25 protein-coding genes and 1 riboswitch are annotated in these 24,900 nt (G+C 70.7%); of the genes, 15 read left to right on the forward strand and 10 right to left on the reverse strand.

Going from position 1 to position 24,900, the window contains the following annotated elements:
- Positions 1-34: 34 nt before the first annotated feature.
- Entirely contained in the window at positions 35-1,180 is a 1,146-nt protein-coding gene (locus tag AC4D2O_RS08925; protein ID WP_490907484.1) for an alcohol dehydrogenase catalytic domain-containing protein, read from the reverse strand.
- Positions 1,181-1,317: 137 nt separating this feature from the next.
- On the opposite strand from AC4D2O_RS08925, the gene AC4D2O_RS08930 reads away from it, so the two are divergent.
- Positions 1,318-2,514 (forward strand): TerC family protein, encoded by a 1,197-nt coding sequence (locus tag AC4D2O_RS08930; RefSeq protein WP_490906539.1) that lies wholly within the window; start codon positions 1,318-1,320, stop codon positions 2,512-2,514.
- 2 nt (positions 2,515-2,516) lie between these two features.
- Here AC4D2O_RS08930 and AC4D2O_RS08935 read toward each other — a convergent pair whose 3' ends face one another.
- Positions 2,517-3,014, reverse strand: coding sequence for a hypothetical protein (locus AC4D2O_RS08935; RefSeq protein ID WP_490906541.1), 498 nt, complete (start codon positions 3,012-3,014; stop codon positions 2,517-2,519).
- Between the two features lie 165 nt (positions 3,015-3,179).
- On the opposite strand from AC4D2O_RS08935, the gene AC4D2O_RS08940 reads away from it, so the two are divergent.
- Entirely contained in the window at positions 3,180-4,016 is an 837-nt protein-coding gene (locus AC4D2O_RS08940; protein WP_490906543.1) for a hypothetical protein, read from the forward strand.
- 51 nt (positions 4,017-4,067) lie between these two features.
- Here the strand turns inward: AC4D2O_RS08940 and AC4D2O_RS08945 are convergent, their stop codons facing one another.
- From AC4D2O_RS08945 to AC4D2O_RS08960, 4 genes are all read right to left on the reverse strand, one after another.
- On the reverse strand, positions 4,068-4,382 hold the full coding sequence (locus AC4D2O_RS08945; RefSeq protein ID WP_490906544.1) for a DMT family transporter: 315 nt from the start codon (positions 4,380-4,382) through the stop codon (positions 4,068-4,070).
- Between the two features lie 9 nt (positions 4,383-4,391).
- A riboswitch (guanidine-III (ykkC-III) riboswitch) is annotated at positions 4,392-4,460 on the reverse strand.
- A 70-nt stretch (positions 4,461-4,530) separates the two neighbouring features.
- Positions 4,531-6,168, reverse strand: a complete 1,638-nt coding sequence (locus AC4D2O_RS08950; RefSeq protein WP_490906546.1) for an ABC-F family ATP-binding cassette domain-containing protein — start codon at positions 6,166-6,168, stop codon at positions 4,531-4,533.
- A 148-nt stretch (positions 6,169-6,316) separates the two neighbouring features.
- Positions 6,317-6,535 carry a hypothetical protein gene (locus tag AC4D2O_RS08955; RefSeq protein WP_490906547.1) on the reverse strand — a complete coding sequence of 73 codons (219 nt, stop codon included), beginning with the start codon at positions 6,533-6,535 and terminating at the stop codon, positions 6,317-6,319.
- Between the two features lie 110 nt (positions 6,536-6,645).
- On the reverse strand, positions 6,646-7,206 hold the full coding sequence (locus AC4D2O_RS08960) for a dihydrofolate reductase family protein (protein ID WP_490906548.1): 561 nt from the start codon (positions 7,204-7,206) through the stop codon (positions 6,646-6,648).
- Between the two features lie 187 nt (positions 7,207-7,393).
- On the opposite strand from AC4D2O_RS08960, the gene AC4D2O_RS08965 reads away from it, so the two are divergent.
- From AC4D2O_RS08965 to AC4D2O_RS08980, 4 genes are all read left to right on the forward strand, one after another.
- The gene (locus tag AC4D2O_RS08965; RefSeq protein ID WP_490906549.1) at positions 7,394-8,377 is read left to right on the forward strand and encodes an ATP-grasp domain-containing protein; all 984 of its coding nucleotides are present in this window, start codon (positions 7,394-7,396) and stop codon (positions 8,375-8,377) included.
- A 128-nt stretch (positions 8,378-8,505) separates the two neighbouring features.
- Positions 8,506-8,931, forward strand: coding sequence for a ChaB family protein (locus AC4D2O_RS08970; RefSeq protein WP_490906551.1), 426 nt, complete (start codon positions 8,506-8,508; stop codon positions 8,929-8,931).
- 128 nt (positions 8,932-9,059) lie between these two features.
- Entirely contained in the window at positions 9,060-10,109 is a 1,050-nt protein-coding gene (locus AC4D2O_RS08975; RefSeq protein ID WP_490906553.1) for an iron-siderophore ABC transporter substrate-binding protein, read from the forward strand.
- A gap of 77 nt (positions 10,110-10,186) precedes the next feature.
- The gene (locus AC4D2O_RS08980; RefSeq protein ID WP_490906554.1) at positions 10,187-10,513 is read left to right on the forward strand and encodes a PRC-barrel domain-containing protein; all 327 of its coding nucleotides are present in this window, start codon (positions 10,187-10,189) and stop codon (positions 10,511-10,513) included.
- Positions 10,514-10,599: 86 nt separating this feature from the next.
- Here AC4D2O_RS08980 and AC4D2O_RS08985 read toward each other — a convergent pair whose 3' ends face one another.
- The 3 genes from AC4D2O_RS08985 to AC4D2O_RS08995 all read right to left on the reverse strand — a co-directional run bounded on the left by AC4D2O_RS08985 (position 10,600) and on the right by AC4D2O_RS08995 (position 12,846).
- Entirely contained in the window at positions 10,600-10,863 is a 264-nt protein-coding gene (locus AC4D2O_RS08985) for a DUF6480 family protein (protein WP_490906555.1), read from the reverse strand.
- A 99-nt stretch (positions 10,864-10,962) separates the two neighbouring features.
- Entirely contained in the window at positions 10,963-11,319 is a 357-nt protein-coding gene (locus tag AC4D2O_RS08990; RefSeq protein WP_490906556.1) for a hypothetical protein, read from the reverse strand.
- Between the two features lie 156 nt (positions 11,320-11,475).
- Positions 11,476-12,846, reverse strand: a complete 1,371-nt coding sequence (locus tag AC4D2O_RS08995; RefSeq protein WP_490906558.1) for a dihydrolipoyl dehydrogenase family protein — start codon at positions 12,844-12,846, stop codon at positions 11,476-11,478.
- Positions 12,847-12,995: 149 nt separating this feature from the next.
- On the opposite strand from AC4D2O_RS08995, the gene AC4D2O_RS09000 reads away from it, so the two are divergent.
- From AC4D2O_RS09000 to AC4D2O_RS09010, 3 genes are all read left to right on the forward strand, one after another.
- Entirely contained in the window at positions 12,996-13,760 is a 765-nt protein-coding gene (locus tag AC4D2O_RS09000; RefSeq protein ID WP_490906560.1) for a DUF7793 family protein, read from the forward strand.
- A 98-nt stretch (positions 13,761-13,858) separates the two neighbouring features.
- Positions 13,859-14,902, forward strand: coding sequence for an NAD(P)-dependent alcohol dehydrogenase (locus tag AC4D2O_RS09005; protein ID WP_490906561.1), 1,044 nt, complete (start codon positions 13,859-13,861; stop codon positions 14,900-14,902).
- 188 nt (positions 14,903-15,090) lie between these two features.
- Positions 15,091-17,160, forward strand: a complete 2,070-nt coding sequence (locus AC4D2O_RS09010; RefSeq protein ID WP_490906562.1) for a sensor histidine kinase — start codon at positions 15,091-15,093, stop codon at positions 17,158-17,160.
- Between the two features lie 34 nt (positions 17,161-17,194).
- Here AC4D2O_RS09010 and AC4D2O_RS09015 read toward each other — a convergent pair whose 3' ends face one another.
- Positions 17,195-18,277, reverse strand: a complete 1,083-nt coding sequence (locus AC4D2O_RS09015; RefSeq protein ID WP_490906564.1) for an NAD-dependent epimerase/dehydratase family protein — start codon at positions 18,275-18,277, stop codon at positions 17,195-17,197.
- A gap of 139 nt (positions 18,278-18,416) precedes the next feature.
- Here AC4D2O_RS09015 and AC4D2O_RS09020 point away from each other — a divergent pair, with 139 nt between their 5' ends.
- From AC4D2O_RS09020 to AC4D2O_RS09045, 6 genes are all read left to right on the forward strand, one after another.
- The gene (locus tag AC4D2O_RS09020; RefSeq protein WP_490906566.1) at positions 18,417-19,508 is read left to right on the forward strand and encodes a YihY/virulence factor BrkB family protein; all 1,092 of its coding nucleotides are present in this window, start codon (positions 18,417-18,419) and stop codon (positions 19,506-19,508) included.
- 82 nt (positions 19,509-19,590) lie between these two features.
- On the forward strand, positions 19,591-20,601 hold the full coding sequence (locus tag AC4D2O_RS09025; protein ID WP_490906569.1) for a glutathione S-transferase family protein: 1,011 nt from the start codon (positions 19,591-19,593) through the stop codon (positions 20,599-20,601).
- 133 nt (positions 20,602-20,734) lie between these two features.
- Positions 20,735-21,796, forward strand: coding sequence for a FecCD family ABC transporter permease (locus AC4D2O_RS09030; protein WP_490906571.1), 1,062 nt, complete (start codon positions 20,735-20,737; stop codon positions 21,794-21,796).
- A gap of 98 nt (positions 21,797-21,894) precedes the next feature.
- Positions 21,895-22,866, forward strand: a complete 972-nt coding sequence (locus tag AC4D2O_RS09035; protein WP_490907485.1) for a FecCD family ABC transporter permease — start codon at positions 21,895-21,897, stop codon at positions 22,864-22,866.
- A gap of 20 nt (positions 22,867-22,886) precedes the next feature.
- On the forward strand, positions 22,887-23,843 hold the full coding sequence (locus AC4D2O_RS09040; protein ID WP_490907486.1) for an ABC transporter ATP-binding protein: 957 nt from the start codon (positions 22,887-22,889) through the stop codon (positions 23,841-23,843).
- Positions 23,840-24,892 (forward strand): siderophore-interacting protein, encoded by a 1,053-nt coding sequence (locus AC4D2O_RS09045; RefSeq protein WP_490906573.1) that lies wholly within the window; start codon positions 23,840-23,842, stop codon positions 24,890-24,892. Before AC4D2O_RS09040 ends, AC4D2O_RS09045 begins: the two co-directional genes overlap by 4 nt.
- Positions 24,893-24,900 lie beyond the last annotated feature (8 nt).

Raw genomic sequence — 24,900 nt, forward strand, 5'->3', positions numbered from 1 at the left:
GACGTGCCGCCGACATGGTAAGCATGCTTTCGATCTATCCGCGAGCGGAACTCGGGCCCTCCTGGTCCGGAATGAAGAGCCTCCGGACCACGCGGCCCTCGGCGAGCGCGTCGAGGCTCTCGTTGAGATCGGCCAGCGGTCGCGTGTCGGTGTGGAGCAGCTCGACGGGCAGGCGCCCCTGCCGCCAGAGGTCGAGGTACGCCGGGATGTCGCGCTCGGGGACGGCGTCACCCATGTAGGAGCCGAGCAGGCGGTGCCCCAGACCGGCGAACTGCAGGGCCTGCGTGGTGAGCTGCTGGTCCGGGTGCGGCAGTCCCACGGACACGAGCGCGCCGCCGCGGGCGAGCAGTTGCAGGCCGGCGTCCAGGACCCGCGCGCTGCCCACGGCCTCGATCACGACGTCGGCCCCGCCGTCGGTCGCCTCCTGGACGAGTGCGGCGGCGTCCTCCGGCGCGCACGCCTGCCGGGCGCCGCAGCGCAGGCCGAGATCCTGCTTCGACGCGAGGGGGTCCACGGCGACCACCGTGGTCCCGGGGACCTGCGCCGCGGCCATCACCGCCATCAGCCCCACCGCGCCCAGGCCGAACACGACGACGGACTGGCCCTCCTGCACCGCGGCGGTGTTCAGTACGGCCCCGATGCCCGTCAGGGCCGCGCAGCCGAACATGGCGGCGATGTCGAACGGCACGTCGTCGTCGATCACCACCACCGACTCCCGGGCCACGACCGCGTAGTCGGCGAAGGCGGACACGCCGAGGTGGTGGTTGATGCGCTCGCCGTCCGCGGTCCTCAGGACGGCGGGACCGTGCAGCAGGTCACCGGTGCCGTTCGCGTCCGCGCCGCGGTAGCAGAGCGCGGGGCGCCCCGCGGAGCACGCCCGGCAGGAGCCGCACGACGGGACGAACACGAGGACCACGCGGTCGCCCGTGCGTACGTCCTCCACACCGTCGCCCACGCGCTCCACGACGCCGGCGGCCTCGTGGCCGAGGGCCATGGGCAGAGGGCGGATCCGGGAGCCGTTGATGACGGACAGGTCCGAGTGGCAGAGGCTGGCCCGGGCGATCCGCACCAGCAGCTCGCCCGGCCGGGGCTCCGGGACGGGGACGGCTTCGAGCGAGAGGGGGTTGCTCCCCGCGTAGGGAGCGGGCAGTGCGGCAGTGCGAAGCACCGCGGCGCGCATCATCGGGCTCATGGCATCCCTTCGTCATGGTCCTACGGATGGCGCCAGTCTAGGGCGGGAGGGCAGGTACAGGCACAATGGATCAAGCGCGCACCAAGGACCGAGGCCGGCATACGACCCCCGAGGAGACCTGCAGCATGGAAGTACCGATCTACGTCTGGACTGCCACGATCATCGGCATCGTGGGACTGCTCCTGTTCGACTTCTTCTTCCACGTCCGGAAGGCGCACACGCCGACGCTCCGCGAGTCCGCCATCTGGTCCTCGATCTACGTGGGCATCGCGCTGCTGTTCGGCGTCGGTGTGCTCGTCTTCGGCGGCCCCACCATGGGCACCGAGTACTTCGCGGGCTACGTCACGGAGAAGGCGCTGTCCGTCGACAACCTCTTCGTGTTCCTCATCATCATGTCGAGCTTCAAGGTGCCGCGGGCGGACCAGCAGAAGGTACTGCTGTTCGGCATCGTCTTCGCGCTCATCGCCCGGACCGGCTTCATCTTCCTAGGCGCCGCGTTGATCAACACCTTCGCCTGGGTGTTCTACATCTTCGGGCTGATCCTGCTGATCACCGCCGGCAACCTGCTCAAGCCCGACGGGCACGACGACGAGGGCGAGAGCCTCATCATCCGGCTCGCCAAGCGTTTCCTGCCGGCCTCCGAGCACTACGACGGCGACAAGCTGTTCACCATCGAGGACGGCAAGCGCGTCCTGACGCCGATGCTGCTGGTCATGGTGGCGATCGGCGGCACCGACATCCTCTTCGCCCTCGACTCCATCCCGGCGATCTTCGGCCTGACGCAGAACACGTTCATCGTGTTCACCGCGACGGCCTTCTCCCTCATGGGCCTGCGCCAGCTGTTCTTCCTCATCGACGGACTGCTGGACCGCCTGATCTACCTGTCCTACGGTCTCGCCGTGATCCTCGGATTCATCGGCGTGAAGCTCATCCTTCACGCCCTGCACGAGAACAACCTGCCGTTCATCAACAACGGGGAGCACGTCGAGGTCGTCGAGATCAGTACAGGGCTATCCCTCAGCGTCATCCTGGGCGTGCTGATCGTGACCGTCCTGGCCTCCGTCCTCAGCCCGAAGGGCCGGGCGAAGAACGCGATCTCCGGTGCCAAGCGCCATGCCGCCGAGTACCTCGACCTCAACTACGAGACGGACATCACCGAGCGCGAGAAGATCTACGACAGGCTGTGCGCCGAGGAGCAGGACCTCCGCAAGCTGCCCGAGAAGTACAAGCGCCTCATCCGCAACGAGACGGCGTTCATGGAGATGATCCGCAGGGCGCATGCCGAGCACGACGCCGCCCTCGAGCGGGAGCCCGGCCGGTGAGGCTACTGCCGCGGTCGTGAGACGGCGCGGCTCACCACCGCGCTGTCGAGGATCTCGCCGAGGAGTTCGATGGGCGCACCCGGGGGGAGGGGGACGCCGGGCCGGCCGGACAGGGCACCGGCGTCGAGCCCGGCCAGGAAGAGCGAGCCGAAGGTCGCCGCCGTGTGCGGGGCAGCGAGTGCCGCCATCGGGAGCGGGACGGCGTCCTCGAACCCGTCATCCTCCTGCAGGTGCAGGAGGGCCGTCCCGACCACCGGGCGCCACGAGTAGGGTGCGCGGCAGAGGGTCGCCTCCTCCTCGGGGAGCACGTCGTCGATCAGTTCGTTGACGGCCTGGGAGACGAGGTCGGCGTCGTCGCCGTCGAGCGGGGCCAAGCCGTGCAGGTACGCGTCGAACTCGAAGTAGTCGGTGGGCCCGCCCATGGCGCAGTAGTGCATCCAGGTCTCGTACGCGGACAGCCCGGCGAAGTCCATCGCCGACAGGGTGTCGTCGTTCTGCATGTCATCAACTCCTCGTTCTGGCCGCTCGTATCTCCGATCCTTCCGGGTGCAGCTCAACTCAACCGGGTGGCCGGGCTCAGTTTTGCCGCAACCCGCCCGCCGTACCTCAAGCCAGCCCGGAGAAAACACGCGGGACCGACACATCCGGGCGCGGGGCCGCACCGAATGCCGATCATCAGTGTCGGCGCCGATGAGGGCGGGTTCCCCGTGAAGGCAGTTCCCCAGCAGTGGTTGACCCGGCAGGTCCTCGCCGAGGCGGGCGTGGATCCCTTCGAGGTGTGGGTCGTCTACGTCGGCCTCGGCGGTACGGGCGAGGGCCTCCTCGTGGACGGCTACCTGAGCGGTCTGCTGCCCGCCCCGCGCGCCGACCGCGACCTGATCGCCCGTGCCGTCAACGTCCTCGCCGAGGAACGGCTCGATTCCGGCGGGCGCGCACCCCTGCGCGGTGATCCGCTTTGGCAGGGTGCGGAGACCTTCGGTTCCTACCAGGACTACAATGTGGTCCCGGCGGACCTGATCAGCCCCCTGGTCGGCGCGTCCGTCGCGGAAGCCCTGCGCCTGGAGTCGCTCGACCGCGCAGGGCTCCTGCAGGGCGCCGGGCAGAGGCAACTCGACGCCGTGACCGGGGAGGCTGCCCGGCGCTTCCCCGGCTGCGCGTCCTCGCTCGCCCTCGCCACGAGGAGGCACCACGTCGTCGCGTCCGCGGCCGGCAGCATCGGGCCGGCCGACGCGAGGGAAGCCTTCTTCTGCCGCCGCACCATCGACGGTCCGGGGCCGTTCATCGTCACCGACGCCCTCCACGACCCCCGGGTGTCCTCGGACCCCCTCGTGGTCGGGGAACCCCACCTCCGGTTCTACGCGGGCTACCCCGTGCTCGGGCCTGGGGGCTGGCGCATCGGCTCCCTCTGCGTCGTCGCGGACCAGCCCCGGGGATTCTCCCTGGCGGACGCACGGTCCCTGCGGATCCTCGCGGCATCCGTGCAGGGCCTCATCGGCGTCTAGCGGCGGCCGGCCGGCATCGAGCGGCGCCGGGCCCTCTCGGGCCGCGTCCCGTCAGTGGACGAGCTTGAGCCCGATCACGCCGCCGACGATCATGAGGAGGAACACGATCTTCAGCAGCGACGCCGGTTCGGTGCCCGTGGCCATCGCGTAGACGACGGTGAGGGACGCACCGATCCCCACCCAGACGGCGTAGGCCGTGCCGACGGGCAGGGTCCGCATGGCATAGGCCAGGCCGGCCATGCTCGCGACGATGGCGACGCCGAACACGACGGTGGGGGCGAGTCTGCTGAAGCCGTCGGACCTGCCGAGGGCGGTGGCCCAGACGGCTTCGAGGACTCCGGAGATCACGAGGACGATCCAGGCCATGATTCTCTCCCTGGGCCGTCTTGTCGCACACCGGGTACGGCACCCATCGTCCGGGAGGCGGCTCGTGACCGCCCCACCTTCCATGGTGGCACGCCTCCGAGCGGGCCGCACGGCCGGGAACGGTGATCCTGCACACCGGACCCGGGGGTCAGGCGACCGTGACCCGGCCCTGCTCCACGCTCCAGCGCCCGTCGAGGCGGACGTTCTCCAGCAGCCGGCGATCGTGGGTGACGAGCAGCAGGGCGCCCGTGTAGGACTCGAGGGCGTCCTCGAGCTGCTCGATCGCCGGCAGGTCGAGGTGGTTGGTCGGTTCGTCGAGGACGAGGAGGTTCACGCCGCGGGCCTGCAGCAGGGCCAGTCCGGCGCGTGTCCGCTCGCCGGGGGAGAGGGAGCCGACGACGGCGCGCACCTGATCGGCCTTCAGCCCGAACTTCGCGAGCAGGGTCCGCACCTCGCCCTGCGAGAGGTCCGGCACGAGTGCCTCGAACGCGGCGCCGAGGGGGAGGGCGTCGTCGAGCTGCCCGCGCGCCTGGTCGATCTCACCCACGGCGACGCTCGCGCCCAGGGCGGCGGCGCCGTCGTCGGGCTGCTGATGACCGAGCAGGAGGCGCAGCAGCGTCGACTTGCCGGCGCCGTTGGGGCCCGTGATCCCGATGCGCTCGCCGGCGTCGACCTGCAGCGAGACCGGTCCGAGGGTGAAGCCGCCCTGCGTGACGGAGGCGTTGTTCAGGGTCGCGACGACGGCGCTGGAGCGCGGCGCCGCGCCGATGGTGAACTGCAGCTGCCACTCCTTGCGCGGCTCCTCGACCTCCTCCAGGCGGGCGATGCGCGACTCCATCTGCCGCACCTTCTGCGCCTGCTTCTCGGAGGACTCCGCGCTCGCCTTGCGGCGGATCTTGTCGTTGTCGGGGTTCTTCTTCATCGCGTTGCGCACACCCTGCGAGCTCCACTCCCGCTGCGTCCGGGCGCGTCCCACGAGGTCCTGCTTCTTCTCGGAGTACTCCTCGTACGCCTCGCGGGCGTGCCGCCGCGCCACGGCGCGTTCCTCGAGGAAGGCGTCGTAACCGCCGTCGTACACGGCCACCCTGTTCTGCGCGAGGTCGAGTTCGACGACGGTGGTGACGCACCGGGCGAGGAACTCGCGGTCGTGGGAGACGAGGACGACGCCGCCGCGCAGGTTCTGGATGAACGCCTCGAGGCGTTCGAGGCCGGCGAGGTCGAGGTCGTTGGTGGGCTCGTCGAGCAGCACGATGTCGAAGCGGCTGAGGAGGAGCGCCGCGAGCGCGACGCGGGCGAGCTGCCCGCCGGAGAGGGCCGCGGTGAGGGACGCGGGGTCGATGCCGCCGGCGACGTCCGCCAGCACGCCCGGCATGCGGTCCTCGAGGTCCACGGCACCGGACGCCATCCAGTGGTCGAGCGCGGCGGCGTAGGCGTCGTCGGCGCCCTTCGCGCCGCTGCCCAGGGCCGCGGCGGCGTCCTCCATGGCGGTGGTCGCCGCCGTCGTGCCGGTCCGTCGGCCGATGTACGCGGCGACCGTCTCGCCGCCGAGCCGTTCGTGCTCCTGCGGGAGCCATCCCACGAAGGCGTTCGGGGGCGTGGTCCGCACGGTGCCCGCGAGCGGGGTGTCGGCGCCGGCGAGCAGGCGCAGGAGCGTCGTCTTGCCCGCGCCGTTCGCGCCCACCACGCCGACGACGTCACCCGGCGCGACCGTGAGGTCGAGCTTCGAGAAGAGGGTGCGGTGGGCGTGGCCCCCGGACAGGTCCTTCGCCACGAGGGTTGCAGTCATCCGTCCAGTCTAGGAGGCGCCGCCCGGTCCGGGAGGCGCCGCACCGGCCCGACGGTACGGCCCCGGCAGGGAGCGGGAGGACGGCAGCGCTGCGGACACCCACCCGATCAGCCCGGGCGGCGGGCAGGGACACGGGGCCGGAGGCCGGTCAGGCGGCGAGGCGCCGGATGCTGTACTCCTCGACGTGGAGGATCGCGCGGTGGCCGGTGGCGTCGTCGCGGATCCAGACGACGCCGAGGGCCGCCGCCGTGTCCTCGACCCATCCGCGGTAGTGGACCTCGTCACGGCGGCGCGCCTCGATGAGCGTCCCCGCGCCCAGGTCTGCGAGGTCGAGGACGCGGGCGGTGGTGGTGGCGATGGCGGTCATCGGTGCTCCTTGGTGATCCTGGAAGTGGCCCGTCGAGACTGCGGGCCACTTCCATGATTCGGGAGCGGTGTTGCCGGGGTGTTTCGCGAAGGTTATCTTCTGCGGACGAGTCAGCGGACGACGTCGTACACGGCCAGCGCGATGCCGTTCGGGTAGACGGCGTGCTCCACGAGGGAGAGCGCCGTCGTGGTCGCCTGCGGCGCGTCGTCGAACAGTCGCTTGCCGAAGCCGAGCAGCACCGGGAAGACGAGCAGGTGGTACCGGTCCACGAGGCCCGCGGCCGCGAGGCTCTTCGCGAGGGTGCCGCTGCCGTGTACCAGGATGGCTCCGCCGTCCTCCTGCTTCAGCCGGGCGACGTCGTCCAGGGACCGCAGCACGGTGGTGTTGTTCCAGGTCGGGGCGGTCAGTGTGCTGGACACGACGTACTTCGGCATGGCGTTGTACTCGGCGAACTCGTCCATGGTGGGCCAGACGGGCGCGAACTCGTCGTAGCTGACGCGGCCCAGCAGCAGCGCGGTGGCCTGCTCCTGCTCGCGGTCCTTGATCTCGTATGCCGCCTCGTCGAACTCGATGTCCTTGAAGGTCCAGCCGGCGTGCGGGTGCTCGCCGCCGCCGGGCGAGTCGATGACGCCGTCGAGCGATATGAATTCGGTGACGATGAGTGTGCGCATGGTGTTCCTCTCCATGGTGGCGGATCGTCCGGCCCCACCGGCGCGGCAGGACGGCGAGCCGGTGCGTCAGATCGAACTGTAGACGGGCGGTACGTCCGGAACTCATCGGCGCGCCTGCGGAGCGCCGCCGGACCGCAGGTCGCCCGCCGGCCGTACCGTCCGGAATAGGTGCCCGAACGCACAGGTTATGCCGGCAGATCCCCTCGTCGACGGAAGGACCCCTGTGACCACGGTCTACGCACTGCACGAGAACCCGGAGTGGTTCCCGCCGTTCGCCCGCGCCTTCGAGGCCGAGGGCGTCGAGGTGGTCGAGTGGCTGCTCACGGACGGAGTGCTGGACCTCGATTCGACACCGCCGGAGGGTATCTTCTGGTCCCGCATCAGTGCCTCGGCACACACGCGGGACCACGCCCTGTCCAAGGACTACGCCCGGTCCGTCCTGTCGTGGCTCGAGGCCCACGGGCGCCGCACCGTGAACGGGCGGCGCGTCCTCGAGCTCGAGATGAGCAAGGTGGACCAGCTGACCGCGCTGAGGGCGGCCGGCATCGAGACCCCGCGGACGGTGGCCGCCATCGGCCGGGAGCGCATCCTCGAGGCCGCCGAGGGCTTCGCGACCCCCTTCATCGTCAAGCACAACCAGGGCGGCAAGGGCCTGGGCGTGCGGAAGTTCGATTCGCACGAGGACCTGGCCGCCTACGTGGGCTCGCCGGACTTCGAGGAGCCTCAGGACGGCATCACCCTCGTGCAGGAGTACATCCAGGCCGCCGAGCCCTTCATCACCCGCGCGGAGATCGTGGGCGGGACGTTCGTCTACGCCATCACGGCGGACACCGCGCGCGGCGGCTTCCAGCTGTGCCCCGCCGATGCCTGCGCGATCGACCCGGACACCGGCAGGCCGATCATGCCGCCCGGTGCCACGATCGCCCCCGAACCGGGCCAGCAGCTCTTCAGCCTCCGCGAGGGATTCAGCCACCCCGTGATCGCGCAGTTCGAGGAGTTCGCGCGGCGCAACCGCCTCGAGGTGTGCGGCATCGAGTTCATCGAGACGGCGGACGGGCGCGTGCTGACGTACGACGTCAACACGAACACCAACTACAACGCGGCCGTCGAGGCGGTGGCCCCGAAGTCCGCGCCACGGGAGCTCGCGCGGTACCTCAGGACGCTCGCCTGACGGCCGCACCGGCCGGGTACCGGCCCGGCGCCCGGTGCGGACCTCGCCCGAGGGGCGGCCGCCTGCGGTAGCGTGCTCCTACGGCCCGCGGCTGTCCCGCGGGGAGTGCCGATGGAAGGATGCTGCCGATGTCCCGTTTCACGAAGGACGGCAAGGTCAAGACCGAGACCCTCCCGAGTACGCTGCAGCGGTCCGACGAGAAGGCCCAGGACACGTTCGCGGCGACCCTCGACGCCGCCGAGGAGCAGTACGGCGACGGCGAGCGGGCGCGCCGCACGGCGTTCGCCTCCCTGAAGCACGGCTTCGAGAAGGTAGGGGACCACTGGGAGCCGAAGGAGCAGAAGGGGCCCTCGGACCAGCAGGCGGCCGGTGGCGGTGCCGAGGCGCGACCTACGGCGGGGGGTGTGGACGCCAACGCCTCGAAGAAGCACCTCTACGATCTCGCGAAGGAACTCGACGTGCCGGGCCGTTCACGCATGTCCAAGGACGAACTCGTGGTGGCGCTGCAGAAGGCCAACGACCGGGAGACGCGCAGGGCACGCGAGGCACGGTAGGCGACGGCTCGTGTGCCCATTACGCAACAAAAACATTTCGTAATCGCCGACTCCTTAGGCTAGCCTTACTTCTAGTTCCCCGGAGGTCTCGAGCGAGGCCCCGCTCGTCCTAGAAGTCAAGGAGCCCCATGGCCCCCCGCCTGCGCGGCCTGATCGCCGCCGCCGCCGTCGTCCTCACGCTGTCCGCCTGCTCCACCGGCCCCGCCGACGGCGGCACCGCGGCCACCGGCGGCAGCAGCGCCACGGCCGACGCCGACGCCTTCCCCGTCACGATCGAGCACGCCTTCGGGGAGACCACCCTCACCGAGAAGCCCGAGCGCGTGGCCACCGTCTCCTGGGTCAACGCGGACGTGTCCCTCGCCCTCGGCGTCGTGCCCGTCGGCATGCCGGCGGATACCTACGGCGGCAACGAGAACCAGTCCACCCCGTGGAAGGACACCGCGCTCGAAAAGCTCGGGGCCGCCATCGGCACGGAGAACGCCCCGGCGCAGTACTCCGAGACGGACGGCATCGCCTTCGACGACATCGCCGCCACGGACCCGGACGTCATCCTCGCCGCCTACTCCGGCCTCTCGCAGGAGGACTACGACACCCTCAGCAAGATCGCGCCGGTCGTCGCGTACCCGGAGGTCGCCTACGGCACGGCGTGGCAGGACTCGACCCGCATCATCGGCGAGGCGCTCGGCCTGTCCGACGACGCCGAGCAGCTCGTGGCCGAGACGGAGCAGGCCATCGCCGACGCCGCCGCCGAGTACCCGCAGCTGGAGGGCAAGACCTTCATCTACGGCAACCTGGAGCCGGCCAGCGCCGAGGGCGTGAACGTCTACACCGCCAACGACAACCGCCCGCGCTTCCTGACCGAGCTCGGCATGGTACAGGCGGAGGTCGTCACCGAGAACACCAAGGATTCGGAGGAGTTCTTCATCCCGTGGTCCGCGGAGCGCGCCGACGAACTCGACTCGGACGTCTTCGTCACCTGGGTGCCCGACGCCGCCACCAAGGACGCCATCGCCGGCGACCCGCTCCTCGGCCAGATCCCCGCCGTCGAACGCGGAGCGCTCGTGGCGGACAGCGACAACACCCTCACGCTCTCCATCTCGGCCGCCAACCCGCTGAGCCTCGTCTGGGCCCTGGATCGCTTCCTGCCGATGCTCGGCGAGGCCGCGGACAAGGCCTGACGCCGGCCGATTGCCCTCCGGCCGTATCTGGGCTGGAATGGGAGCGGATCGACAGCTCGTCCTACGAAGGGAAACCGATGGCCCAGTCGGAAATCAACAAACTCCAGGCGGCAACCGCCTGGGACAGCAACGGCAAGAAGCTCGGTGCCGTGAACGACGTGCACCTCGAGAAGGAATCCGGCATCCCTGCGTGGATCACCGTCTCCCTCGGACTGCTCAACTCGCGCAAGCACTACGTGCCCCTCGCCAACTCCCGCTTCGAGGGCGACGCCCTCCATCTCGCCTGGACGAAGAGCACGATCTCCGACGCGCCGGGCGCGGCCAGCAGCATCCAGCTCTCGCCGGAGGAGGAGTCGGCCCTGATCGACTACTACAGGCTCCGCGACGGTGCCGACGCCTCGTAGGCCCGGCCGGCTCCGCTCCACGGAACGCACGAAGCCCCCGTCCGCTCGCGGACGGGGGCTTCGTGCTTCACGCAGGGGCGGGGGCTCTAGAAGAGGTCGATGATCCCCACGATGTAGCCGACGAAGTACAGCAGTGCCAGAAGCACGACGATCCCGATGATGGTGACCCAGAGCGCCTGGCGGCCCTTCGAGGGGGTCTCCTCGTCGGCGTGGCCCTGCTGCCAGGTGGTGCTGGCCTCTCCGGGGGGCGTCTCGCCGGGCGGGACACCGCCTCCGGGCTCCAGCCCCGTGATGTTGTTCTCCATGGGATCGGGGTTCCCCGCGTTCGAGGGATCCGGGCGTTCACTCATGCTGTCCTCCGCGTGGTTGGCCGGGTGATTCTGTTTCACCCTACCCCGCATATCATCAGCACGCTTAGCAACCGGAGGGGCCGGACGCGGGTTGCGGAGTTACTGCCCCACCCCTGCCGTACTGCCGCCGGTCGGATCGAATCGCTGGCCCGAAGCGCTGTGCGGGGTCTCCGCGTCGTCATCCGCGCCGCCGTTGGCCGGTGGTAGCGCGATCGTCGCCGGCGGTGATGCGCCCTGCTCGCGGGGTGTCCAGGACATCGTGATCTTCACGCCGTGCTCCGTGTCCTCCACGTAGAGCCGGAGGTCCTCGCCGATCAGTGCCTCGTGGTGCACCGGGTCTCCGGCCTCCCTGGCCATCTCCGCGAGACGGCAGATGGCCACCGCCATGGCGCGCCCCCAGTCCTGGGGGTGCTTGCTCGTCGATTCTTCCGTTGCGCTGAATTTCCTGTCGGTCATCGCCGTCGTCTTCCTGCCGTGGTGTGAGGAATGAGACCTGCCCTTGGGGTGACAGCCACTGTAGCAGCGCGGTTCCGGGGCAGAACAGGCTGCTGCCGGGTACCGCTCGGCGTGGATCGGTGCCCGAGCTCCGCCCGGTTCCTCCGCCGCAGGGCACTAGCTGCGCAGGCCCGCCCGTGCCGCGTGCCCGATGACGGCGCTGTACGTGGGGTAGGCGAACTTCACCCGGGCGAGCGTCGCGAGGTCCGTGCCGGCGGCCATTGCGGACGCCACCGCGGTGATGACCTCCACCGCGTTCTCCCCGACCGCGTGCGCCCCGAGGATCAGCTCCCGTCGCCGGTCGACCACGAGCTTGAGGAATCCCTGCTCGCGGTCGTCGATGATGGGGCGCTCGACGGCGGCGTAGGGCACGGTGACGGCGTGGCACTCGGCGTCGCGCTCCCTGGCCCTGGCCTCGGTGAGTCCTACGCCCGCGTAGTCGGGGTCGGTGAAGCCCCCCTCGGGCAGGAGGTGGTGCGGGGTGGTGCGCGTGGCACCCAGTACGGCGTTCTCGGCCGCCGTCTCGCCTTCGAAGACGGCCGCCTGCACGAGCATGCTGCTGCCGTTGGCATCGCCCGCGACGAAGATGTGCGGCACGTTGGACCGCAGGTACTCGTCCACCGGGATGAAGGAGCGGGAGGTCACGACGCCGGCCGCCTCGAGGCCCAGCCCTGGCAGGTTCGCGGGCCAGCCCGCGGCCATGATGACCGCGTCCACGGACCGGGAGCGCGGCGCGCCGTCCTGCTGCCAGGTGAGGTCCAGGGCCGCGCCGTCCGTGCGGATGCTGTCCACCCCGCCGATGCCCGTCTCCACCTGCACGCCCTTGCCGGTGAAGGCGGCCGTGACCGCGGCCGCGACGTCGTCGTCCTCCGTCATGAGGATGCGCGGCGCCAGGTCCAGCAGGAGGACCTCGGAGCCCAGGGCGTCGAAGATGGTGGTCATCTGGGCGCCGGTGTGCCCGCCGCCGATGATCGCCACCGTGCCCGGGAGACTCTCGAGGCCCAGCACCTCGTGCGGCAGCACCGCGAGCTCGGCGCCCTCGATGGGCAGGCGCCGGCCGCTCCCGCCGATGCACAGGATGATCGACGCGGCGGTCACCTCGCGATCGCCCACGACGACCGTGTGCTCACCCGTCAGCTCGGCGTCGCCCTCGATCAGCTCGATGCCGAGGCGCTCCATGGTGGGCCCGTACCCTTTCGCGTCGAGCACGCGGGCCACGGTCGCGTGGACGCGCTGCACGGTCTTGTCCCAGTCGACGGACGGCGCGTCCACCACGATCCCGTAGTCGTACGCCGTCCGGACCTCGCGGAACAGGCGTGCCGTCTTGGCGAGCACACGGGTGGGCACGCAGCCGGAGTTCACGCAGGTGCCGCCCAGGGCCGAGCGCTCCACGACGGCGGTGCGCGCCCCCAGTTCGGCGGCGCGCGTGGCCGCTGCCATGCCGGCGGGTCCGCCGCCGATCACGAGGACGTCGAACGTGTAGTCCATGGAACACTCCTTCGGTCTCTTCCGGGGGCTCGTCCCATCCTGCACGGCTGCAGCCCGGGCCACAATGCGCCGCCGCCGCGGACGCCACGTGCTGCCGCCGGCGTCCCCTGCGCCTAGGATCGAAGCTCACTCGATTCGAACGGATGCAGATGCCTGGGCACGCTGGGGAGCGGTCACGCTACACGCTGACGGATGACGGCGATTTCCTGCGCCTGCGCTGGGCCGCGGGGGTCGTCATCGAGGCGGACGACGTCCGCTCGACGACGGCCGCCGTGACGGCGGCGTCTCCCGCCGGCAGGCGCCCACTCCTGGTGAACATCGGACTGGTCGACGCGATCACCCGGGATGCCCGGCGACTCCTGGTCGAGGACACCTGCTCGCTGCGCACGGGGGTGGTGGGCGTGGACGAGGTGGGCAAGGTGCTCACGGCCTTCAACTACCGGTCGGCGACGCCGAGCAGGTACTTCACCGCCGAGGCCGAGGCGATCGCGTGGCTGACCGGGAGGGCCGAGGGCGGAGAGACCACCAGCCGGGAGGCCGCCGATCCCCACCCGTTCCGGGCCCGGATGGAGGACGGCATCCTGATGGTCGAGTGGGACCGGGGCACGAGCGTGACCGCCGACGCGGCGGAATCGCTGGTCGCAGCAGCGGCAGCCCTGAACCCCCTCCGGCGTCCGCCGATGCTCGCGCTCAACAACGACATGGCGTCCCTCACGCGCGAGGCGCTCGACGTGTTCGCGAAGCGGCTGGGCGTCTGCGCGCTCGCCATCGTCGGAGCGGAGGGTGACAGGACGATCGCCAGGTACTACAAGCAGCTCCACGCGCCTCCCTATCCCACGAGGTTCTTCGCCTCCACGGCCGCCGCCCTGCACTGGCTGACCCGGATGGACACGTCTCGGGGAGGATCCGCGTGACGCGTCCGTCGGGCGCGGACGACCGACGGGATTCCCCGGCGTAGGTTGATCCGGCCTACCGTGGAGACGGTGAGTACCCAGTCTTCAGGAGGAACCGCATGAGAACCGTCAAGGCCTACGCAGCCCCATCCGCCACGGACCCGCTCGTCCCCACGACCATCGAGCGCCGCGACGTCGGCCCGCACGACGTGCTGATCAAGATCGCCTACGCCGGGATCTGCCACTCCGACATCCATACGGTCCGCGGCGAATGGGGGCCGCAGCAGTACCCGCTGACCGTCGGCCACGAGATCGTCGGGATCGTCGAGGAGGCCGGCACCGAGGTGACCCGGCACAAGGTCGGCGACCGCGTGGGCGTCGGATGCATGGTCGACTCGTGCCGTGAGTGCGCCAACTGCCTGCAGGGCGAGGAGCAGTACTGCCTCAATGGGAACGTCGGCACCTACGCCGGCGTGGACCGCGACGGGACGATCACCCAGGGCGGCTACTCGACGCACATCGTGGTCGTCGAGGACTTCGTGCTGTCCGTCCCGGAGAGCATCCCCTACGAGGCCGCCGCGCCGCTGCTCTGTGCCGGCATCACGACCTACTCGCCGCTCGCCCACTGGAACGCGGGCCCCGGCAGGAAGGTCGCCGTCGTCGGACTCGGCGGTCTCGGTCACATGGCCGTCAAGATCGCGCACGCCATGGGTGCCGAGGTCACGGTGCTGTCGCAGACCCTGAGCAAGCAGGACGACGGCAAGCGCTTCGGTGCCGAGCACTACTACGCCACCAGCGACCCCGACACGTTCAAGCAGCTCGCGAGCAGCTTCGACCTCATCATCAACACCGTGAGCGCGAAGATCGACCTGGACGCCTATCTCTCGCTGCTCCGCCTCGACGGCACCATGGTCAACGTGGGTGCTCCCGCGGACGCGCTGCCCCTGCACGTGTTCACCCTGTTCAACCAGCGGCGCTCGTTCGCCGGCTCCGGCATCGGTGGCATCCGCGAGACGCAGGAGATGCTCGACTTCTGCGCCGAGCACGGCATCGCTCCCGAGATCGAGCTCGTCTCCGCCGATGCCATCAACGAGGCCTACGAGCGCGTGCTGTCCTCCGACGTGCGCTACCGCTTCGTCATCGACACCGCAACCCTCGGGTAGCCGGCAGGACAGCAGGACAGCAGGACAGCAGGACGCCGGGCGGGGCGGGCACCAACGGATGCCCGCCCCGCCGGTGCCGAAGCGCCCCGGGCCGGGGGAAGCAGCAAGTATGCTGGCCATCGGCGGCCGGTCCCGGCCGCGCTCCCGGTCCATCGAGGCTGGACACGGGTGCCCGGCGGATAGGCAGGATGGGTGACAGGCGCATGCAGGTCGTCGCGCGGACGCTGGTATCGCTTCCTCCCGTGTCCCTCCATGCACTGTTCGCCGTGCTGCTCGCCGCGGCCGCGATCTTCGGCCGCCACACCAATCTCGAGTCCTCGGGCCTCGCCCTGGTCTGGCCCGCCGCGGGCATCAACTTCCTCTGGGGTCTCTGGGCTTCCCGGACCCGCCGCGACCTCGCCGTGGCCCTCATGGCGACCCTGCCCCTCCTGGCCGTGGTCAACCTGGCCACCGGCCTCAGCCCGGCGCTCGCGCTCGCGGTCGCTTTCGGGAGCATGGTGCAGACGGCCGTGGCCGCCGCCCTCTTCCGGCGACTCGTGCCGGGCCTCGCCATCCGGTCCGTGGGGGACTACCTCCGGCTCGGCGGGGTGGCCGTCGCCGCCTGCTCGGTGGGCGCGCTGTTCATCGTCGCCGGCAGTGCCCTCGACGGTATGGCCGAGCCGATGGCGGCCTTCATCCCCTGGCTCGTCCGCCACGCCGTGTCCCTGACAGCGCTCGGGTCCCTCGGCATCGTCCTGGCCTCGAACCTCAGGGCCCGGGCCGACGGCGAGGTGCCTCCGCCGCTCTCCGCAGCGCGCCGCGCCGAGTACGCACTCCTCGTCCTCGTCTCGGTGATCCTGTACACCGCGACCTTCGGGACCGCCGCGGCCCTGCCGATCGCCTACATCACCATCCCCGCCCATATGTGGGCCGGGCTCCGGCTCCGCGCGGGGTGGGCCATGCTGCACGGCCTCCTGAGCGGGGCCTTCCTCGTCTTCTTCACCCTCGCGGGCCTCGGGCCGTTCCAGGAACTCGGACCGGGAACCGCGGCGTACGTGGCGCAGTCCTTCATGTTCATCGCCTTCTCGCTCTCGGCGGTCCTCGCCCTCAGCATGGACGAGCGGCGCCGGCTGATCGCCAGCCTGTACCGTGCCACGGAGGAGGCCAGTGCGGCCGCGGAGCTCCGGGACCTCGTGATCGGCAGGATGAACGACGGCGTCCTCGTCGCCGGCCCGGACCGGCGCCTGATCTTCCAGAACGGGGCGAGCGAGCGCTGGCTGGGGCCGGGCACCGCGCGGCCCGGGGAGGTATGGCGGCGGGACTACGAGGTCACCACCGTGCGCGGGGAGCCCGTGACCGACGAGGACAACCCCCTGACCCTCGCGCTGCAGGGAACCGTCACCGAGCGCATGGACCTCGACCTCACGCATCGCACGGGCGAGGTCACGCACCTCTCGGTCGACGCCGTCCCCCTTCCTGGCGGACGCGGTGCGGTGCTCGTCATGCGCAACGTGACCGGGGATCGCCTGTACCAGCGCGATCTCGGGCGGTTCGCGTCCGTTGTCGCACACGATCTCCTGACGCCGCTCACGGTGTTCGACGGGTGGCTCGAGCTGCTCGAGGATCCCGATCTCCCGCCCGCCGAGAGGCAGGCCAGCATCGAACGGCTCCAGCAGGCGAGCCTGCGCATGAGGACCCTCATCCGCAACCTGCTCGCGTACAGCCTCGCCAAGGAGGAGCGGCTCACCGCGTCCAGGATCGACGTCGGCCGGCTGGTGGAGGGCATCATCGACCTCCGCACCGCGCTGCCGGGGACACAGCTCCCCGACGTCGCCTTCACCGTGGACGCGCCCGATCCCGTCTACGCCGATGAGCGGCTGTTCCTGCAGCTCATGGAGAACCTCGTGGGCAACGCCATGAAGTACGGGAGGACGGACGGCACGGGCGAGGTGACCGTGGCGACGAATCCGGACGCCTCGACCGGGCAGACTCTGGTTCACGTGCGGGACAACGGGATCGGGGTCCCCGAGGGCGATCTCGAGCGGGTCTTCGAGGAGTTCCACCGCTCCGAGAACGGGCTCGGGCAGGCCACGGGCACCGGTCTGGGGCTCGCCATCTGCCGCCGCATCGCCGAGGCCCACGGCGGATCCATCAGCGTCCGGAACCTCGAGGAGGGCGGCGCGCAGTTCACGGTCAGCCTGCCGGGGGCACCGGACCAGCTGCCGGAGGGCATCCCGCTGGTGAGCGCCGAGCACACCCCCCGCGTCCCGGCGCCCTGACGCGGACGACCAGGCGGACTGTACGACCGGGCGGCTATGCGTCCGAGCGCGGATACAGCTTCGGCGAGCCGCCCTGGCCCCTGCCCGCGCGCAGATCCGCCAGGACCTGCGCCATGGCCTCCCGCGAGGAGTGCCGGGCCTCCCAGCCGAGGACGTCCCGCGCCCTCGAGGTGTCCATGACCGGGCTCTGCGACGCCATGTCGATCCAGCCCGGATCCGTCCGCTGGAGGCCCAGGGCCCAGCTCGCGCCGACGATCCACCGCAGCAGGCGCACCGGGAAACCGATGACGCGACGCGCGTTCAGCAGGTCGGCGACACGCTCCGGAGTGAGCTCGGGCTCAGCGGCGATGTTGAAGGCGCCCGAGGCGCGGCGAGCGACGACGCGCCAGTAGGCCTCCGCGACGTCGTCGGCGTGCACCGCCTGGAAGACGAACGACGCCGGGATGGGCAGGAGGGGCAACGGCAGCCCGCCGAGGAGCACCTTGGGCACGAGCGGACCCAGGAAGTAGCGGCCTATCTCGCTGCCGGCCCGGCCCTGGAAGATCAGCCCGGGCCGGAGTCGCGCCACCGGGATCTCGGGGTGGTCGCGCTCGAACGCGTCGAGCAGCCGCTCCTGTTCGGCCTTGTGGCGGCTGTAGTGCGAGGAGTCGATACCTCCGGTAGGCCAGGACTCGTCCTTCCGCGTGGCCTTGTCCGCGGCGGAGTAGGCACCGACCGAGGAGGCGCAGACGAACTGGCGGACGCCGGCGGCGCCCGCCGCGGCCAGGGCATTGGCCGTGCCTGTGACATTGGTCCTGTGCATGGCCGCTTCGTCGCGGTTCGGCTGGATGGCCCACGCGAGGTGGATGACGGCGTCGACGCCGGCGAGGGCGAGGGTCAGCGCCTCCCGGCCCTCGTCCGTGCCGATGTCGATCGCGTGCCAGTCCACGCCGTCGTACGGAGGTCGGGACGTGTCCGGCATCGTACGGGCGACCGCGGTGACCGTGATGCCACCGGTGTCCGCGGAGGTGTCGTAGCCGGAACGCTGGATCGCCTCCCGGTCGCCGGCGGCGCGCTGGAGCCGGGAGAGGACCGCCGTGCCGACATTGCCGGTGGCGCCGATGACTGCGATACGCATGTGTACTCTCCTGGGCCGAATGGTGCCGGTCGGCGGGTGTGCCGATCCGGACTGGACTAGTAAGCAAGCTTATGGTGCAGTTGAAGCAGACGTACAGCAGCACGAACGCCCCTTCCCGGGGCCAGATCCGGAGGTATCCGTGAGCAGCAACAGCAGGGTGGGCAGCGAGCCGCAGAGCGACGCGGCGAAGAAAGCCCGGACCGCGCCCGACCCGAACGATCCCCGCAAGCCGGACGATCCGAACGACGTCAAGAAGCCGGCCTGGAAATACGTGTTCAAGCGCGCCGTCAACGAGTTCGGCAAGGACCAGTGCACCGACCTCGCAGCCGCGCTGACCTACTACGCCGTCCTCGCGATCTTCCCCGGCATCCTCGCCCTGCTGTCCCTCCTGGGGCTCTTCGGGCAGGCGCAGAACACCACGAACCAGGTCCTGGAGATCATCGGCCAGTTCGCTCCGCCGGAGACGCTCGAGACGATCAGGCCCACGATCGAAGGGCTCGCCTCGAACCAGGCCGCCGGCCTGACCTTCGTCATCGGCCTCGTCGGCGCCATCTGGTCGGCCTCGGGGTACGTCAACGCGTTCTCCCGCGCCATGAACCGCGTCTACGAGGTGGAGGAGGGCCGGGGCTTCATCAAGCTGCGCCCCCAGATGCTGCTCATCACGGTCATCGTCCTCGTCCTCATCGTGGCGATGGGCCTGATGCTCGTGCTGTCCGGCCCCGTCGCCGAGGCCGTCGGCAACACCATCGGCCTGGGCGGCACCGCCCTGGTCATCTGGAACATCGCCAAGTGGCCCGTCATGCTCCTCTTCGCCGTCCTGATGATCGCCGTGCTGTACTACGGCGCCCCCAACGTCAAGCAGCCCAAGTTCCGCTGGATGAGCCTGGGCGGCTTCATCGCCCTGATCGTCCTGGCGATCACCACGGCGGCGTTCTCCCTCTACGTGGCCAACTTCGGCAGCTACGACAGGACCTACGGTGCCATCGCCGGCGTGATCGTCCTGCTCCTGTGGATCTGGCTCGCGAACATCTCGCTGCTGTTCGGTGTCGAGTTCGACGCCGAGATGGAGCGTGGGCGCCAGCTGCAGGGTGGTATCGAGGCGGAGGAGAGCATCCAGCTCCCGCCGCGCGACTCCAAGGCCGCCGAGAAGAAGGCCGAGAAGCACCTCAAGCTCGTCCGGGAAGGGCGCGAGCTCCGCGAGAAGTACGGGCGGGAGTCCGCACAGCGGTAGCTCTGCGGATCCACTCCCGTCATGAGGCCCGGCCACGCTCTTCGGCCGGGCCTCCTGCATGCCCGCGGCCTAGACTGGCAGCATGACCGACACCGAGCAGGCCGACACGTCCGAGCACAGCACCAAGGGGTCCTACGTCACCGGTGGCAAGGAGTTCACGCGGGACACGCAGTACATCGAGACCCGGATCACGCGCGACGCCGTCGACGGCTTCCCCGTCGAGGCCGGACGGTACCGGCTCATCGCCGCCCGGGCCTGCCCCTGGGCGAACCGGACCATCATCGTCCGGCGACTCCTCGGACTCGAGGACGCGATCTCCCTCGGCACTCCCGGCCCCACCCATGACAGCCGCTCCTGGACGTTCGACCTCGACCCCGACGGTCGTGATCCCGTGCTCGGTATCGAGCGTCTCCAGGAAGCCTTCTTCAAGCGGGACCCGGACTACTCCCGCGGCATCACCGTGCCGGCGATCGTGGACACGACCACCGGCGCCGTGGTCACCAACAACTTCCCGCAGATCACCCTCGACTTCTCGAGCGAGTGGAAGGACTTCCATCGCGAGGGCGCTCCCGACCTCTACCCGGAGCCGCTCCGCGAGGAGATCGACACCGTGAACCGGCGCGTCTTCACGGAGGTCAACAACGGCGTGTACCGGTGCGGCTTCGCGGGCTCGCAGGAGGCGTACGAGGCCGCCTACGATCGCCTCTTCACGGCGTTGGACTGGCTCGAGGAGCGCCTGGGCTCACAGCGGTTCCTGGTGGGGGACACCATCACCGAGGCCGATGTGCGCCTCTTCACCACGCTGGTCCGGTTCGATCCGGTCTACCACGGCCATTTCAAGTGCAACAGGAACAAGCTGACGGAGATGCCGGCGTTGTGGGCATATGCCCGCGACCTGTTCCAGACGCCCGGTTTCGGCGACACGATCGACTTCGAGCAGATCAAGCAGCACTACTACATCGTCCACGAGGACATCAATCCCACGGGCATCGTGCCCAAGGGTCCGGACCTCGCGGGGTGGACGACGGCGCACGGCAGGGAGGCGCTGGGCGGTCGGCCCTTCGGGAACGGCACCCCGCCGGTTGCCGTCTAGGGCGCCGGACAGGCCGGCGAGCCCTCCCGGCCGACCGTCCCCCTCGCCGGATTAGGCAACGAACTCGTTTCTTAATTGCTCGGAGCATAGGCTAGCCTTACCTCAGACCGATTGACCGTCTGAGGGAGGCACCATGGCAGTCCAGGCCACCTCCCTGCGCCCTGGTCCTGCCGGTGACGGCCCCGCCCGTCGCCGGGCGTCGACCTCCAGGACCCTCGCGAAGCTCGTCCTCACGGCGCTGGTGCTGGTCGCGGCCTGCCTCGCCTCGCTCACCATCGGGGCACGCTCGGTGGGTGTGGGCACCATGCTGGACGCCGTCACGGCGTTCGACCCCTCCAACGGCGATCACGCCGTGGTGCTCTCCCGCATGCCGCGCACCGTCGTCGGACTGCTCGTCGGCGCCGCACTCGCGACCGCCGGCGCCGCGCTGCAGGGCGTGGCCCGCAACCCGCTGGCGGACCCGGGCATCCTCGGCATCAACGCGGGCGCGTCCCTCGCCGTCGTCCTGGGCATCTATGTCCTCGGCCTCAGCAGCGCCTCCGGGTACATCTGGTGCGCGTTCGCCGGAGCCGGCGCGGCGGCGCTGCTGGTCTATGCCGTCGCGAGCCTCGGACGGGAGGGTGCGACGCCGGTCAAGCTCGCCCTGGCGGGCGCGGCCCTCGCCGCGGGCCTCGGGAGCCTCACCAACGCCGTCCTCGTCTCGAGCCAGGAGACGCTCGACGCGTTCCGCTTCTGGCAGGTCGGCACGCTGTCCGGGCGCGGCTGGGACGTGATCGGCGCCGTCGCACCCTTCCTCCTCGGTGGCCTCGTCCTGACGCTCGCCACGGGCAAGGTCCTCAACAGCCTGGCACTCGGCGACGACGTGGCCCGCGGACTCGGGCAGAACGTGAACCTGGCACGCGGCGTCACGGCCCTCGGGGTCGTGGTCCTGTGCGGTGCCGCCACGGCCGCGGCCGGACCGATCGCGTTCGTGGGCCTCGTCATCCCGCACGCGGTCCGGCTCGTCGTAGGTGCCGACTACCGCTGGATCCTGCCCTTCTCCGCGCTCCTCGGGCCGGTGCTGCTGCTCGGCGCGGACGTCCTCGGCCGCGTCGTCCTGCCGCCCGGTGAGGTGCAGGTGGGCATCATGACCGCCGTCGTGGGAGCGCCCTTCTTCATCTGGCTCGTGCGGCGTCGGCGGATGGCCCAGCTGTGAGCGCGTCGCTCGAGCACGCTGCCGTCGGAACCGCACGCCCGCTGCATCCCACCGCGCACCTCGTCGCCGCCCGTGCCCGTCGCCAAAGGAGCACGGGGCTGCGGCTGGCCACGGTGGCCGTCGTCGTCGTGGTGCTCTTCGCCGTGGACGTCCTCCTCGGCTCCTACACCGTGACCATCCCCGACTTCTTCCGGATCCTCGGCGGTGCGGACATCCCGGGGGCGAGCTTCATCGTCCTGGAGAACAAGCTGCCGCGGGCCGTGATCGGGCTCCTGATCGGTGTGGCCTTCGGCATCGCAGGGTCGGTCTTCCAGACGATGCTGCGCAACCCGTTGGCGAGCCCCGACATCATCGGCATCAGCTACGGCGCGAGCGCGGCCGCGGTGACGGCGATCGTGCTGTTCGGTGCCGCGGGAGCCGCCGTGTCCGTCTCGGCACTGCTCGGCGCGCTGATGGTCGCGGCCGCGATCTACCTCGTCTCGCGGCGCGGGGGAGTGGCCGGTTACCGGCTCATCCTCGTGGGCATCGGGTTCGCCGCGGTGCTGCACGCTGTCGTGAGCTTCCTCATCACCCGCACGGACCTGCGCACGGCGAGCGAGGCCGTGCTGTGGCTCGGCGGCTCGCTCAACTCGAGCACCTGGGACCGTGCCACCGTGCTGGTCGGCGCGCTCGTGGTGCTGCTGCCGGCAGCCGCGATCCTCGCGCGCAACCTCCGCGGCCTGGAACTGGGCGACGACGCCGCCGCGGGACTCGGGATCCGCGTCGAGGCGTCCCGTCTGGGGCTGATGGCCACCGCCGTGGCCCTCGCTGCCGTCGCGACCGCCGCCGCCGGCCCTGTCGCCTCCGTCGCGTTCCTGTCCGGGCCGATCGCCCGCCGCCTGCTCGGCAACCGGCCGTCGCTGGCCATGGCGGCCCTCGTCGGCGCGGTCATCGTGCTGGGCGCGGACTTCGTCGCCGCGAACCTCGTGCCCGGGACGTCACTGCCGGTCGGCATCGTCACGGGCGCCCTCGGTGCGCCGTTCCTGCTGTGGCTGCTCGCCACCGCCAACCGTTCCGGCCAGGGAGGCTGACCATGGCTCCACGCCCACCGATGGATCCGGGAGCGGCGGCCACGCTGTCCGCCGCCGGGATCACGCTCGCCTACGGCGAGCGGACCGTCGTCGACGGGCTCTCCGTCTCGCTGCCCGCCGGGAAGGTCACGGTGATCGTCGGCGCCAACGCGTGCGGCAAGTCGACGCTGCTGCGGGGGCTCGCACGCCTGCTCAAGCCCGTCGAGGGCACCGTGCTGCTCAACGGCGCGGACATCGCCACGCAGTCCACGAAGGCCGTTGCCCGCCTGCTCGGTCTCCTGCCGCAGACCCCGGTGGCCCCGGACGGCATCACCGTCGCCGATCTCGTAGGCCGCGGGCGCTACCCGCACCAGGGCTGGTTCCGCCAGTGGACCCCGGAGGACGACGCCGCCGTGGCGGGCGCGCTCGAGGCCACGGACACGCTGTCCCTCGCGGACCGCACCGTGGACGAGCTGAGCGGCGGGCAGCGCCAGCGCGTCTGGATCGCGATGGCGCTCGCCCAGCAGACGGGGATCCTCCTGCTCGACGAGCCCACCACCTTCCTCGACGTCACCCACCAGATCGAGGTGCTGGACCTCATCACCGACCTCAACCGGCGCTCCGGGACCACCGTGGTCATGGTGCTGCACGACCTCAACCTGGCTGCGCGCTACGCGGACCACCTGATCGCCATGCGGGAGGGCCGGATAGTCGCCGAGGGCGCGCCGTCCGCTGTCGTCACCGAGGAGACGGTGCGGGGTGTGTTCCACCTCGACTGCCGGATCATCGAGGACCCCGTGTCCGGTACGCCGATGGTGGTGCCCGTCGGCAGGCACCACGGCGCCCCCGCAGCCGAGCCGGCCGGCGCCCCCGCAGCCGAGCCGGCCGGCGCCCCCGCAGCCGTTCCCACCAGAAACCCCGCTTCCGGCCGTGAGCCGGGACGCGGCTACCGATCCAATCCGCAGGACATCGTTCCGGCACGCATGGAGGCATCATGACCGATGTGACACAGAGGACTGCCCGGCGCACCGCGGCGGACACCGAGCCCATGGTGCTGGCGTTCGACGTCGTCGTCACGGCCGTGCAGGACCTCACCGCGAACTTCCGCCGCATCACCTTCGGCGGCGCCTGCCTGGAGTCGTTCGGCGTCGCCGGGGACTCCCTCGACCTCCGGATCAAGATCGTCATCCCGTCCGCGGGACGCGCGTGCCCGGACATCGCGGGGATGATGCGCGGCGGGGCTGCGTCCAGCTGGTACCAGCTGTGGCTCGGCATGGACGCGGAGGAGCGCGGCTCCATGCGCACCTACACCGTGCGCGCCTCGCGCTGCACGGGCCCGCAGCCGGAGATCGACGTGGACTTCGTGATGCACCTCGACGAGGACGGCCGCGGCGGTCCCGCCTCCGAATGGGCTGCAGCGGCAAGGCCCGGGGACCGGGTGTGCGTCATCGGACCCAACTCCGCCGCCGCACAGTGCGCGACAGCGGGTGCCTACGGGGGCATCGAGTGGAGCCCGGGCCTCGCCCAGCACGTGCTCCTCGCCGGCGACGAGACCGCAGTGCCCGCGATCAGCGCCATCCTCGAGTCGCTCCCCGAGGACATCAGCGGCCATGCGTTCCTCGAGGTGCCGGACGGCGCGGACTTCCAGAACATCGACACGCGCTCCTCGGTCTCCATCACCTGGCTCGCCCGCGGCCGGCGCACCCACGGGGAGCTGCTCGAGACCGCCGTCCGGAACGCGGTGCGGCTGCCGGGGTGGGTCTCCCTCTCCGGAGAGGTCACCGCCAGCGGCGGCAGCGAGCCGGAGGACGTGGACATCGACAGGACCATCCTCTGGGAGACACCGCAGCTGCTCGAGGCGGCAATCGTGCAATCGACCGTCAACCCGGAACGGCCTCCAGGGACCCAGCCCTTCTACGCCTGGATCGCGGGCGAGGCCGCCGTGGTCCGGGGCCTGCGCCGCTACCTCGTGCGTGACGTCGGGGTGGACCGGAAACAGGTTGCCTTCATGGGGTATTGGCGCAAGGGGCGGGCCGAGCTGTCCTGACAGTGCTT

The organism is Arthrobacter sp. TJ-238 (assembly GCF_058269215.1).

What these genes read in the sequence shown, in the direction of transcription:
- AC4D2O_RS08925 (WP_490907484.1), bottom strand. Translation starts at nt 1,180, where the DNA reads ATGCGCGCCGCGGTGCTTCGCACTGCCGCACTGCCCGCTCCCTACGCG.
- AC4D2O_RS08930 (WP_490906539.1), top strand. Translation starts at nt 1,318, where the DNA reads ATGGAAGTACCGATCTACGTCTGGACTGCCACGATCATCGGCATCGTG.
- AC4D2O_RS08935 (WP_490906541.1), bottom strand. Translation starts at nt 3,014, where the DNA reads ATGCAGAACGACGACACCCTGTCGGCGATGGACTTCGCCGGGCTGTCC.
- AC4D2O_RS08940 (WP_490906543.1), top strand. Translation starts at nt 3,180, where the DNA reads ATGCCGATCATCAGTGTCGGCGCCGATGAGGGCGGGTTCCCCGTGAAG.
- AC4D2O_RS08945 (WP_490906544.1), bottom strand. Translation starts at nt 4,382, where the DNA reads ATGGCCTGGATCGTCCTCGTGATCTCCGGAGTCCTCGAAGCCGTCTGG.
- AC4D2O_RS08950 (WP_490906546.1), bottom strand. Translation starts at nt 6,168, where the DNA reads ATGACTGCAACCCTCGTGGCGAAGGACCTGTCCGGGGGCCACGCCCAC.
- AC4D2O_RS08955 (WP_490906547.1), bottom strand. Translation starts at nt 6,535, where the DNA reads ATGACCGCCATCGCCACCACCACCGCCCGCGTCCTCGACCTCGCAGAC.
- AC4D2O_RS08960 (WP_490906548.1), bottom strand. Translation starts at nt 7,206, where the DNA reads ATGCGCACACTCATCGTCACCGAATTCATATCGCTCGACGGCGTCATC.
- AC4D2O_RS08965 (WP_490906549.1), top strand. Translation starts at nt 7,394, where the DNA reads ATGCCGGCAGATCCCCTCGTCGACGGAAGGACCCCTGTGACCACGGTC.
- AC4D2O_RS08970 (WP_490906551.1), top strand. Translation starts at nt 8,506, where the DNA reads ATGTCCCGTTTCACGAAGGACGGCAAGGTCAAGACCGAGACCCTCCCG.
- AC4D2O_RS08975 (WP_490906553.1), top strand. Translation starts at nt 9,060, where the DNA reads ATGGCCCCCCGCCTGCGCGGCCTGATCGCCGCCGCCGCCGTCGTCCTC.
- AC4D2O_RS08980 (WP_490906554.1), top strand. Translation starts at nt 10,187, where the DNA reads ATGGCCCAGTCGGAAATCAACAAACTCCAGGCGGCAACCGCCTGGGAC.
- AC4D2O_RS08985 (WP_490906555.1), bottom strand. Translation starts at nt 10,863, where the DNA reads ATGAGTGAACGCCCGGATCCCTCGAACGCGGGGAACCCCGATCCCATG.
- AC4D2O_RS08990 (WP_490906556.1), bottom strand. Translation starts at nt 11,319, where the DNA reads ATGACCGACAGGAAATTCAGCGCAACGGAAGAATCGACGAGCAAGCAC.
- AC4D2O_RS08995 (WP_490906558.1), bottom strand. Translation starts at nt 12,846, where the DNA reads ATGGACTACACGTTCGACGTCCTCGTGATCGGCGGCGGACCCGCCGGC.
- AC4D2O_RS09000 (WP_490906560.1), top strand. Translation starts at nt 12,996, where the DNA reads ATGCCTGGGCACGCTGGGGAGCGGTCACGCTACACGCTGACGGATGAC.
- AC4D2O_RS09005 (WP_490906561.1), top strand. Translation starts at nt 13,859, where the DNA reads ATGAGAACCGTCAAGGCCTACGCAGCCCCATCCGCCACGGACCCGCTC.
- AC4D2O_RS09010 (WP_490906562.1), top strand. Translation starts at nt 15,091, where the DNA reads ATGGGTGACAGGCGCATGCAGGTCGTCGCGCGGACGCTGGTATCGCTT.
- AC4D2O_RS09015 (WP_490906564.1), bottom strand. Translation starts at nt 18,277, where the DNA reads ATGCGTATCGCAGTCATCGGCGCCACCGGCAATGTCGGCACGGCGGTC.
- AC4D2O_RS09025 (WP_490906569.1), top strand. Translation starts at nt 19,591, where the DNA reads ATGACCGACACCGAGCAGGCCGACACGTCCGAGCACAGCACCAAGGGG.
- AC4D2O_RS09030 (WP_490906571.1), top strand. Translation starts at nt 20,735, where the DNA reads ATGGCAGTCCAGGCCACCTCCCTGCGCCCTGGTCCTGCCGGTGACGGC.
- AC4D2O_RS09040 (WP_490907486.1), top strand. Translation starts at nt 22,887, where the DNA reads ATGGATCCGGGAGCGGCGGCCACGCTGTCCGCCGCCGGGATCACGCTC.
- AC4D2O_RS09045 (WP_490906573.1), top strand. Translation starts at nt 23,840, where the DNA reads ATGACCGATGTGACACAGAGGACTGCCCGGCGCACCGCGGCGGACACC.